The following is an 11,572-nucleotide window of genomic DNA, read 5'->3' as shown; positions in this document are numbered from 1 at the left end:
TTCAACGTCTATCCTTTTTTTAATAGGTACTTAAAGTATTTTGTACAGGGTAAATCCCATTGTAGGCGCAATACCCAATTTTTATGCGTTTTTTCTGAATATTCATTGATTTATACGGCTACATCTGTATTTTTAATTCTAAAATAACGAGCATAGTCTTTGGGATTTAAGTATAGACGAAAGTGATCTTCATCATCTTTAATAATACTTCCGTCAAAATAAATTATCTCTTCTTCGCCCTTTTTATAAAAATTACTTTTCACATTAGAATTCAATTCATTTTTTTGTTTTGCGAGGTAACTATTTCTTGACTGGATGTTGGGGTTCTACTATCTATCCTTAATTTAAATACATCGAAAGCATCCATTAACCCAATGATAAAGTACCTACGGAAGTAAGTACTTTTTTCTTTGTTATATAAAAATTACACATTAATTCATAGTTGAGTCATTTTAAAAAGAATAGAAGATAAAGGATGGATGGTGATGGTGGACATTCTTATGATTAATAGTTATGTATAACTATATATACATCTCAAACATATATATTACTTTTAAATATAAATATATATGTTTCAGTAAGAATGCACCATTCTTCTCTATTGACCTGTACTTATATTTTTTATAATTTATTACGATATAGATACTCATTTAAAGTATTTTATACGAAGTGTCATAATGGTTTTTTTAGGTGTTACATGCAATAAAACAGATATGTTCATTTATTCACAGTTTCATAAAATTTGATTATAATCTCCTCATGTCTCTATGTATTAAAAACTTTGCAATAAAACCAATTTTGCCAACCCCATTATGCGAAGGTGCTAACCGATTTTGTAAACAGCCTCTACAAATCCAAAACTTTCATTTCCTCATGTATGAACAATTACAGATACTTAAAATTTAGATAATACTATATTCTTTCCCCACAGTATAACTAAGAATAAAATTTATTATTTTGTCTACAATATTCTCATATGAAAATTCATTAAGGGAGGTAAAAATGGATAGATACTTGTTATTTCAAAAACTAGGCGGCCCTCATAGTATAATCCATATAAACAATTACAGCGACAAAATTACGGTCAAACAATTAAATGGATTAAAATTAAAATGCTATAAAGAAACTAATGATGAGGAATTTGAATTAATCTCAAATTCGGCAGTCCCAGCACCTAGTATACTCGAGGTATTTAGTGAAACAGTGGGAGAAGGGAATTTCATTTTAGAGTATATGTCAACTTCAGGAGAAGTTTTAAAAGAAGTTAGATATGATATTTACACTTTTCAAATTCAACTGGACGTAGATGCCAATAGAGACTCAAATATTGATGAAAATGAAATTGGTAAATCCGAATGGACTTGGGGAGAAAGTTCGAAAGGTTCAATAATTATGGTTAATAATGATAAAGACATTTCTGATATCCAACCATTTAATGGAGAAAAAAGCGAGATAAGTAAGATGATTGTTCGTCCCACAGGAATAGATATACTTCCTGAGCCATTAGAGCTAGTTCTTTATGCAACTCCAAAATCATCTTCTCGGTTTAGTATATATAGAAAATCTGCTGATAATACTCTTACATGTATAATGGGAAAGAATAGTGGTTCTGTACCTTTGAATATATCTACCCCTTTAAAGCATCAAGGAGAAGAACTTTATATTGAAGCCCATGATTTCCCAAATAAAGACTTTGAAGGCTTAATTACTATTGAATTACACCTCAGAGAAAAACAAACAAATGGTGCAATAGTTGGTATTGACACCGTAGTTATGAGAGTAGCGCCATGGATTATGACACCTAACACTTTGCCAGCAGAGATTGTATATACTTGTGAAATGGACGAACAGTATAGTGGAAATGAAAAATTTTTAGAGGAACTTTCTAAAGCCTGTAATAAATTAAATATACCATTAGTAATTATTCCACCTTATGAAAACAGGGGAGATAGATGGATACAAGATGAAATTGAAATAGGGTACTGTGAGAGTCCTACTCACATCATGCCAGTGGTTTTTGATAGTCCTAGAGACCGTGAATTAGACCCTTTTCCAGAAAAAAAATTACTTGGGCCAGACTTTGGGCATTTTCAAATTGGTGGTAGTACCTCTAATTCTTTGGATTCTTTCGGTAATTTAGAAGTTAGTCCGCCTGTATCAGTACGTGGTAAGAATTATCCATTTGGACGAATTATCTTTGGAGGTAGAAACTATAGTACAAGTAGAGTAAATGAAAGAGAAATAATGCCAGAAATTAGATATTTTCTTTATGCTCAGAAAGTGCAGAGCCCTATAGAGATTTACTCAGACTGGTTGGCAGTCGGGCATGTAGATGAAATTATTAATTTTGTTCCTATACAAAATAAAAAAGGCTTTAAACTACTTGTCGCATCTCCTTTAACCACCTATAATTTATTAGAAGATTTAAGGAATGAGGGCTATGGTGACGTTTCTTTATTTAAGGGATTTAGAAAAGCAGTAGATCCTGATTCCAATTCTGCAGAAATCACGATAAACGAAATACTATTGGATGATAAACTTAGAAAAGCCAATGAAACTTTCCAAAAGTATATGAATTTAAATATAAACATCTTAAAAGAAGAATTGGGCTTAGTTGAAAATGATATGGTTCATGTTCCTGTACTGTTTGAATCTCCTTCAACAGACGAGAGAACCTTAGCATATTTTCCAGATATGGTAAACCATCTTGTAATTGGGGATACAAGTTTAATCCCAAAACCATATGGACCACAAATTAATGGTGAATGTGCTTTTGAGAAGTATATTAGAGACGCTTTACCAACACGTAATGCTATTTTTATTGACGATTGGTATAGTTACCATAAACTATCAGGAGAAGTGCATTGTGGGACAAATGTAAAAAGGAAACCCTTTAACGATATACATTGGTGGGTCTATGACTCCTTTAATAGATAAGCTTAAGGATTCTGTTGTAAAGTTTTCTAAAACACATTACATTTTAGAAAAAATGAATAGGTGTATAACAGATGAGATACTTTAAAGGAAAACAGTTTGAGAAAGATATAATCTTGGTAACCGTTAGCTAGTATTGTTGCTTTTCTTTAAGTTATTGCGATGTATCTAAAATTTTGATGGAACGTGTTGTTTCGATTCACCCAACAACCTCTGTAGTTTTCATAACAACACATCTTCTGTATTAAACAGAAGATGTGTTTATTATTTAGTTCTTCCTAGTAAAACCAATCCTATCTTAGAGAAGTCCAATTTTAAATTAAATTGGACAGTAAAAGTTTAATCCTTATAATGTTTTACTATCACATGTTTTCAACCATTTTCTTTATACATTAATAATCGTAGGGATTTTTATATATCAACTATCAATTTTTGATAGATAGATTTATTGCCCTCATTAATTTTAAAGAAATCAACTACTTGATTTCCTAATGATTGGGGAGTGTATACAAGTTCTTTATCTTTTAATAATATTTCACCAGTATTAGAAAAGAATTTGTATAAAGGTTGTGGCCCAGTCTTTTCAGTTTCCTTGATTTTAAGTGGTATTTGATCACCTGGTTTAATATTATTTTCCGGTGAGCTCATCTTCACCATATGTAATGCAGATTCTAATTCCAATATTTCTGGTTTACTGACAAGGTCTCTGTCAAGATTGAGAACTGTTTTTGTGACAGGCATTGGTTCTCGACCTACATTTCTAACGAAAAAAACAAGGTTAGCACGTGCAAATAGTAAGTTGGTATCTTTTAGAATATCAAAAGCTATATCCCCTACTTCAATTTGTTCTTGTTGTTCCGAAATAGGTAATTGAAATTCTCCAAGAAGTTGCAGCAAATATTTGTGTGCATCCGTTCGTGATTTGCATTCGAAAACATCCACCTTAAAAAATGATTCTGCCCTCTTGTCCTTATGTTTCCATATGGATGTTGTATGGTATCTTCCATCATTAATATCTAGACGTTGAATTCTATGCGCATCCCAATCAGGAAAGTTACTTTTCTGTAATGAAAAATTTAAAACAAAGAGATCCTCATTTAATTTATTCGAACCATACCATGATTCAAACGAATAGGCCTTTTTTAGATTACTATCGTTTTTTTTATCCATACTTTTGCTCCTCTATCTAAAAAATTGGTCTACATACACGGGTTGCGGAAACAGGTTTACATTTTGAATAGCCAGAAGGTGGAACTAGCTTATATAAATATGAGTTTTCTCTTTCATCTGGAATATCAAATTTAATATCAACAGGAAGTAACGGAGCGTGCGGTATTGATTCAGGGTCGTGATCACCATCTACCTGTAAGCAGGCATCAAATAATTCGTCACTTGAAGTGCATTGTCCTTTCCATGCAACTTCATGGTATGAAAAACCACCCAATCCGCAAGCACGATTCCACGTCTTAGTCCCTATGGCAAGAATAGGATTTATAGGGAAGTAATCTCCTCCCATTCTGCACTGCCAGAGGATGCATCCGAGTAAGTTAGCAAAAGTCGAAACAATTGTTGCACAATCACTGCAATTTATATAAGGGCCATTACCTATACCACCTCTCAGAAGTTCTAAAAAGGCAGTACAATTAAACTTTGGATACGAATAATTTGATGAACCTCCACCAGGACAATCATACTCAAGCAGTGGAGGCGTACTTTCCCCATAGCTATATATTTGTTGTGTTATGCGTCCGGCAACATCATCTAAGGTATGAGCCCCTGCAACCCATTCACATGCATAATTTAGTGCATCTGCCCAAGGCAATTGGGTATTAGCAGTATCATAAGGAGTCTGTTGCCAAGGGGAGTTGGAAACCTCTAGGATAGTATATATCTTATGGTAAGTTTTTTCGAAATCTGTCCAAGGTTGGGAGGGGGTCTCTCGGTACTGCCACAGCCATTCTACAAAGTAGCTTCCTACACCACGGTCCCAAAGTTGGGGACTTTCTATTTGAAATATTTCAAAATCCGTAGATCCATTAGGACTGAATACTACCCTTCTTGCTTTAACTTCTCCAAAATTTGAAGAAGTTAAATGTACGGCACGTATTTCTGCTTCGAAAAGCTGTGGATTTGTACAGGTAATTTTAACCTTTATGGTAATGGATTTACCGAGTGTATCTTTAATGGAATATACTGCCACTGACTCATTCGCTCGAGTTTGGCCATGTTTCCATTCAGGAACCTCTATAAACTCCGAGGCATTTTTTCTTATATTTATTGCATCTTTATCATTTGAATAAGGGTCATAATTAAATTTGATTGCTTCAACCTTTAAAACCATATTTTACCTCCTTTTGCAAATTTAAAGAATTAATTTAAATTTGTAGTAAAGAATTAGATTTTAATCAAATACTTAATTAGTTTTCTTTTTAGTGGATTAAATTATGTACACAAGAAAAAATTGGTTGTGCTGCAAAGATTCTTAACACATAAAGTGGTTCTGTTGCAAAGTTCTCTAAACCACGTTACATTTTAGAAAAAATGAGTGGGAGCACGACAAGATGAGATATTTTAAATGAAACTATTTGGTCATGCGACACAAGGGCAAACGTTACAATATATAGGTGTAGAAGCCGATGAGATTCGAAAGACAATGGAAGACTTTACGTTGTAATAACGAAAGGAGGATATTGTTTGTGGTGGATCATGTTATTAATTTTTTGCTAAATGCTTTACCAAAGAAAAAATTCACTTGTGAAATTTGATGATATTAAAATCTTCTGAATTGAGGAGCACGTATAGTGCCCCTATATAGATATAGTTCTTCCATAACTAACTCTGATGCAATATGATTTAATTTTTCATTATACAATGTTAATTTTTGTAGTTTCTCACACAAATCTGATTTTAGTGAAATATCCCAACAGGAACGCCTTTCTCAGCTAATCCACTTAGTACTAAGAAGTCCAAACGGGGACAATCTTTAAGTTGATTTACTTCCTTTGTTGATGGATCCTCTGGTTCTTTAAGCCAATCGTTAAATTTTTTTTCTTGATAAGCGAATTTCCACCAATAATCCCACTTATGTGACTCAAATAATTTTAAGTGTTCACTCACTCTACCGGAATCTTCAGCAATCCATGCCCACAAACTATTTGGATTATCATTACTTCGTAAGTAACTGTAAAAATCTTGTAAAGCTGTTTTTAATATATCAGTCATTTCTGGTCTAATTTCGCATTCAACACAATATACCCATAGAGTATAACTTATAGTAGAAGTATCCATTTTTTTTAATAATTGTAAACTACCTAAAAAAGTGAGAACTTCTATCCATCCTGATCCGGTAATCCATGGTAATACAAGTTCTAAAGATTTTGTTAGAATAGAACGCCAGCTGTTTGGACCTAAAACATCTGGGAAAAAATTAAGAACACGATTAATTAAAATCCCTAGTATTCCATCCTTCTGATAATCGATATAGTTCCCAATTCTTACAATTTCACGTAACAAATTTTCAATGGCATCTTTAAAAGTTATAACAACTTGTTCACGAATATCTGAAGAGATTTCAAATTTAAATGTACTTTCTACTACTCCAAAATTCCAAATATGAGGATGGAAGTTTTTTAATAAATTATCAAAAGCTTCTCCAGCATATTGAGCTATGTATGGAACAGCATAATCTATAATAGTTTGATTAAGTTCTGGGATAATGTTCTCCCAGATTTTCCATGGACTTTTTAATATACCTAAATGTGCTGCAACATTCTGCAAAGCATACATTTCATGTGGCCATAACATAAATGACTCTATTCCTTTATATGACTTTTGATGTGTTAGATTATTGTCACTATAAATATTTTTATACTTTTCTCCATCAGATTCAAATTCGCCTTCAATATATATTGAATGAGTTCGCCATTGGAAAAAGGTTAAGTACTCAGTCCATTTTGTTATTAAATCACGAGCTAATTTACGAACTTCTTGGCTTGTATTTGGACAAGAATAAGAATAGTATGACGCAGCTAAAATTGCTCCAAAACTATCTTTTGATAACGGACTCATGCGATTCCTGACATCGTTTCCATCTCTATAGTAATCAATGACTTTTGGGTGACGAATTGGGTGTTCGCGTCCCAGATTATCCTTATTACCCCAACTTTTTTCAATTAAAGTTGTTAATAATTCTTTGAGCTTTTCATTCGCAAATTTTTCATCCCAATTATCTTGCTTATAATTACTCGTGGCAATAGCCACAGTTGCAATTGCTGTATATAATGTTGCTTCTCCTCTTGCATCTGGTTTCAATACTGTGCCCATTGGCTCTTTTATTTGATGTACAATGTAACCGTATTGATCGTGAAACCCTCCTTCTTCGGGAAAAGATCTAAATAATCTTTCAAGCTCTTCTTGATAATTCAATTCTAACCCTCCTGTAATTACGATTTTAATTATTTATATAATTAAATTTCAGTTTTTCATTTTATAGTGTCTTACTTGACACTTACTATTCTTTATTTAATTTGCTATGAATTATTACTTTTAAACATCTTTAATTTATAAGACAATCCAATAAGCCTAGATAGGTATCATATTTTATTCCTTTTTTTGTCGCTTCACTCCATGTTATTTAATAGACAACAAACACGGTTTTATACATATTTTTAGATTCACGTTCTTTCTTCTATAATTGATAAAATTCTTAGATAAAAATCTTTTTTATTTTTTTAATGATTTTTCATATTAAATATTCTAGAATTCAAACATTAAATAGAACAGAATAAAAATTATTTATTTGATATAAACTATCATTGCTACAGTATAGTAATATTTGAAAAACTGTATAAAACAAATAAGGAGGGAATATACATTGGCATATACTGCTCAGAGTGATGTATATTTAGCGCTAAACCAAGAGGCTATAAATCATGCTGTTAATAATATAAAATTTCAGAGACCATCTATTTTTAATTACGGAACCAAAAAAATAAATGAAAAACCGGAATTATTATGTGTTCCAATTGTAGCAGATTCCAATGTAGATAGAAGTCAATACGTAGCGATAAAAAAACCTTTGAAGTTTCACGGAAAGTACAATTTAGACTTTGGTTATCAATTCGAAAACATTGAATTTAAATTTCATCCTGTAGATTCTTCAATAAATGAAAATCAATTTCAACTAACTGGTACTATTCATTTAGGTATAGGTATTCCTGATAAATCTATATTAGATCCACTTATTATTAATGACTTGAATTATATAGAGCCAGTTGAAGAGATAACAATACAAAGTGAAAAATTGGAGTGTTTTCAATTAGAATTAAGAGCTGTTGGTCATTTTGATATTGTTGAATTAGCTAAAAATAAGGATGAAAAAGATAAAATGGTTCCCTCTATGTTAACTAAAATTGATAGTATAGAATTAAAAGACATAACCCCAATTGGACTAAAAAACACTTTTGATATTTTTGCCTATGATGCATTATCACATATTAAAACTGCAGTTTATAACATACATAAAAAACTAAAAATCATTCATTTGATTTTTGCACCTTCAAAAACAGTAGTTCCCAATCCACTTATTGCAGAAAATCAATTGAAGCTATTTATTGATACAGAGGTGGAGGTGCCTAACTCATGAGTCAGGTTACAATGGCTGTTTCCAAAAATACTTTTCGTAAAATATTTTTTTCTTACCGAGACAACTTTAAACAAATTATTAAACCTACATCAGTTAATATTAATACACCTATTGGAAAAGTTACCTTGACCTTATCAGGAATAGTCAAATTAGAGAATGGAAACTTTGAACTTTTAAATGATCGAATTCGAATGAGTGAATTAGATATTGCATTTGAAAAACTTATTTTAAAAATTGATATAGACTTTAATAAGATATGTGTTGGGGGCGGCTGTTTAATACCTAATCTCGGTGATGGATGTGCGGTTCCAAATCCTATCCCAGAAACTTGCATATTTGATAATAATCCGGATGTATCCCGAGATCTGGATCTCGCACCTTTTATTAGAAGTGAAGTATCGATAGATGGGATTTTTGAACAATCTCGTGAAGAGGGTACTCCAAGTAAGTGGAAAGTAACAATTTTACCTGATATACCTGATATTGATCTTTTTGATATTGCAGATACTGTAGGAGATATATTGAAAAAAGATCTTATAGAAGCCATCGAAGATTTAATTCCAGGAAGTGGTGAAATCAAAAAATTAATAATGGCTATCATTGAAGAAGTACCTAAATTTCTAATAAAAGTTCTTGATGCAGGAGACGATTTAACTGAATGGCTTAATCAAACCCTTCTTACTAGATTTCAATTAGTCAAAAAGCTTCTAGAATATATTGAAGAAACATTTGATACAAATTTCCATCAAAAGTTTCTTGAAATAGATGACCCATATGAAATTATGAAAGAGGATGAGGTAGAGTGGGAAGATGGTACAAAAGTCCTATTACCACCAGTATTTTTGCCTGTCAAAAATTTTAGGTTTGAAGTTAATCCAGAGGAAATGATAATTTTCTTTGATGTAAATAATTAAGTATTAAAAATAAACTTGTTAATCGTAAAAGAATTAAAACAGACCGCCCTTTATTAGGAATTAAAACGTTATCCTTTTTAATCTATTTTATTTAAAAAGGATAATTTTAAAATAAAATACAAACAAAATATTAACTAATAAGGAGACAGAGTATGGAAGGGAATTTTCTTGGAATCGTACAAAATGGTAAGTTTAAGATTGTAGATCCTCAGACTTCTGATTCTTATATCAAATTGACAGAGGATAGTATGTCAGTAGGAAGACCTATAATAGAGCTAAAGCTTGTAGAATATGAAGGCAAGGCTATATTAGTGAATGGTGATAATCATGGTGATTGGATTTATCAGGTTAAAATCATTGAACATGCAGGGCCTATACTTACAATTATAACAAAAAAAATATTCAATATAGTTAATGAATAACAATAAGCTCATTCAATAATTGCTGTGTATTTAAAGTCATAAGATTTATTTATCAAGTTTTTGAATTTATAGCATAGAGTAGGATTCTCTTAGGGAACTACTATTGCAAATATCCTCAAAAAACGATTTCTCGTAAATACTGTATTACTATGACCTGATTTTACACGTATCTCGGCTGAACCCCAAATATGTAGCATGTGTGCTATTAGTGAATTGTGGAGTCTTTCCTAAAAAGACCTTAGAAAGCGAAAAGTTCATTTTGTATTTGATTCTTTAAGGTACAAAAGTCCTATCTTGATAGGGCTTTTTTATTTGTCGAAAAAATTCGAAAGAAAAAATAGGAAAACACTTGAATCCTTAACCTATATAGGTTAACTTTATATTGAAAGGAGGTTCATATAAAAAAAATTTATAGATTTAGAAAGGGACTTGTTAATGAAGGAAATAGATAAGTATATGTTTCTTCAAGAAGCGGCTATAAGATGGGGGATACCCTATGAAACAGTAAAAAACAAGGTAAAACCATCTTTAGCAAAAGAAGAACAAATTGATTGTATGATTGAACGCGGTTTGATTAAATATTTTGAACCGCCGCGTGATCCAAACCGCATATATAAACGGGATCAAAGGTCTTGGCTTGTATCGATTGACGCAATGCATGAATGGTTTGGTGAACCGAAAAATAAAAAGTAAAAAACAAAAGAGAAAGATGTTTCCGCGCCTGCCAGCCTGGAAAAACACCTTCCTCTTATGGGCCAACATAATTTAAGAAAGGAAGAATGGCTATGAAACAAATCCTTATCAAAATTACGTCTGGTGAGCCTATTTTAACACAACCTCACCTTAAATTTAAATTCCTCAAAAAATTTTATTCATATATTTCAGAAAATTACAAAAAAGTTAAATTGTTACTTTGGTATTGAAGAAAATATTTCTAATCAGATTTGGTTTTATGGTTTCTTTGCAACCTCAATTTTTATGATGCTTTTCACTTACTTATTTTCGGGTATCCTATTTGGATTTTAGAAGGAAGGCATATGGAAGAACGCCTATTTTTAAAATCATCCCTCTAGAAAGGAGAGAAAGCATTGATCCAATCATTAAAAAGTACCATGCAATTTATTGGTTTGATCTTAATTAGTGCGTTGATTGCTGTCAGCTTAGTGAATTAGTCCTTTAAGATAGAAAGGAGCAATCACATGGAAGATTACAAATGTAGAGCGTGTGGAGAGATTGCCGCGGAAGGATTTGCTTTAGGGAGACTATGTTATTTCTGCATTGAGGAAGTTGTAATTCATATAAAAAAACAGATAGAAGACAAAGAAATTTCTTGTATGCATGGAGATAATCAAACAATCGAAATTAAAGGAACAGATGAATCAATAACGGTTTGTCATAAATGTGGAGAAGAATTATAAAAGGGAGGCTAGAAAATGAAAATCGGTGTATCTGTATGGAGAGTTCTTTGCAAAGAAACAAAGTTGAAATTGCTTCAAAAATGCTATGCAAGAGAGTAAAAGCCGCTTTACAAAAGAAACCCTTTCCATTGCTATCAAGCAACAGAAAGGGGAAGTGTGATGAGTGATCCTATTGGTGAAGGGCACAAGAAATAAGATGCCTTCAAAAATATTTTAGCATGTCTATGTAAGAAATAAAGA

Annotated in this window: 9 protein-coding genes and 2 pseudogenes; 8 read left to right on the top strand and 3 right to left on the bottom strand. The window is 31.8% G+C overall.

What is annotated here, in order from left to right; translation table 11 throughout:
• Positions 1-1,002: 1,002 nt before the first annotated feature.
• Together ACTFRY_RS28515 and ACTFRY_RS28510 are read left to right on the top strand one after the other, a co-directional pair.
• The gene (locus ACTFRY_RS28515) at positions 1,003-2,937 is read left to right on the top strand and encodes a protein-arginine deiminase family protein (RefSeq protein WP_440032486.1); all 1,935 of its coding nucleotides are present in this window, start codon (positions 1,003-1,005) and stop codon (positions 2,935-2,937) included.
• A gap of 71 nt (positions 2,938-3,008) precedes the next feature.
• Positions 3,009-3,146 (top strand): annotated as a pseudogene (locus tag ACTFRY_RS28510) (IS6 family transposase); the annotation flags it as partial.
• Between the two features lie 199 nt (positions 3,147-3,345).
• Here the strand turns inward: ACTFRY_RS28510 and ACTFRY_RS28505 are convergent.
• The 3 genes from ACTFRY_RS28505 to ACTFRY_RS28495 all read right to left on the bottom strand — a co-directional run bounded on the left by ACTFRY_RS28505 (position 3,346) and on the right by ACTFRY_RS28495 (position 7,359).
• Entirely contained in the window at positions 3,346-4,104 is a 759-nt protein-coding gene (locus ACTFRY_RS28505) for a hypothetical protein (RefSeq protein WP_440032485.1), read from the bottom strand.
• A gap of 16 nt (positions 4,105-4,120) precedes the next feature.
• Positions 4,121-5,275, bottom strand: coding sequence for a hypothetical protein (locus ACTFRY_RS28500; RefSeq protein WP_440032484.1), 1,155 nt, complete (start codon positions 5,273-5,275; stop codon positions 4,121-4,123).
• A 566-nt stretch (positions 5,276-5,841) separates the two neighbouring features.
• Positions 5,842-7,359: a hypothetical protein gene (locus ACTFRY_RS28495; protein WP_440032483.1), complete on the bottom strand. Its 1,518-nt coding sequence runs from the start codon at positions 7,357-7,359 to the stop codon at positions 5,842-5,844.
• Positions 7,360-7,807: 448 nt separating this feature from the next.
• Here ACTFRY_RS28495 and ACTFRY_RS28490 point away from each other — a divergent pair, with 448 nt between their 5' ends.
• From ACTFRY_RS28490 to ACTFRY_RS28465, 6 genes and pseudogenes are all read left to right on the top strand, one after another.
• Positions 7,808-8,578 carry a hypothetical protein gene (locus ACTFRY_RS28490; RefSeq protein ID WP_440032482.1) on the top strand — a complete coding sequence of 257 codons (771 nt, stop codon included), beginning with the start codon at positions 7,808-7,810 and terminating at the stop codon, positions 8,576-8,578.
• A complete protein-coding gene (locus tag ACTFRY_RS28485) occupies positions 8,575-9,492 on the top strand; it encodes a hypothetical protein (RefSeq protein WP_440032481.1) in 918 nt (305 codons plus the stop codon). The genes ACTFRY_RS28490 and ACTFRY_RS28485 overlap by 4 nt, the downstream gene beginning before the upstream one ends.
• 152 nt (positions 9,493-9,644) lie before the next feature.
• Positions 9,645-9,914 carry a hypothetical protein gene (locus ACTFRY_RS28480; RefSeq protein WP_440032480.1) on the top strand — a complete coding sequence of 90 codons (270 nt, stop codon included), beginning with the start codon at positions 9,645-9,647 and terminating at the stop codon, positions 9,912-9,914.
• Positions 9,915-10,349: 435 nt separating this feature from the next.
• Positions 10,350-10,607 (top strand): DNA-binding protein, encoded by a 258-nt coding sequence (locus ACTFRY_RS28475; protein WP_440032479.1) that lies wholly within the window; start codon positions 10,350-10,352, stop codon positions 10,605-10,607.
• Positions 10,608-10,699: 92 nt separating this feature from the next.
• Positions 10,700-10,940 (top strand): annotated as a pseudogene (locus tag ACTFRY_RS28470) (DUF3961 domain-containing protein).
• Between the two features lie 173 nt (positions 10,941-11,113).
• Positions 11,114-11,332, top strand: coding sequence for a hypothetical protein (locus ACTFRY_RS28465; protein ID WP_440032478.1), 219 nt, complete (start codon positions 11,114-11,116; stop codon positions 11,330-11,332).
• Positions 11,333-11,572 lie beyond the last annotated feature (240 nt).

Source organism: Bacillus cereus group sp. MYBK195-1 (assembly GCF_051916605.1).
In the GTDB taxonomy this organism is placed as follows: Bacteria; Bacillota; Bacilli; order Bacillales; family Bacillaceae_G; genus Bacillus_A; species Bacillus_A cereus.
This window is presented reverse-complemented; position numbering and strand designations above follow the sequence as displayed.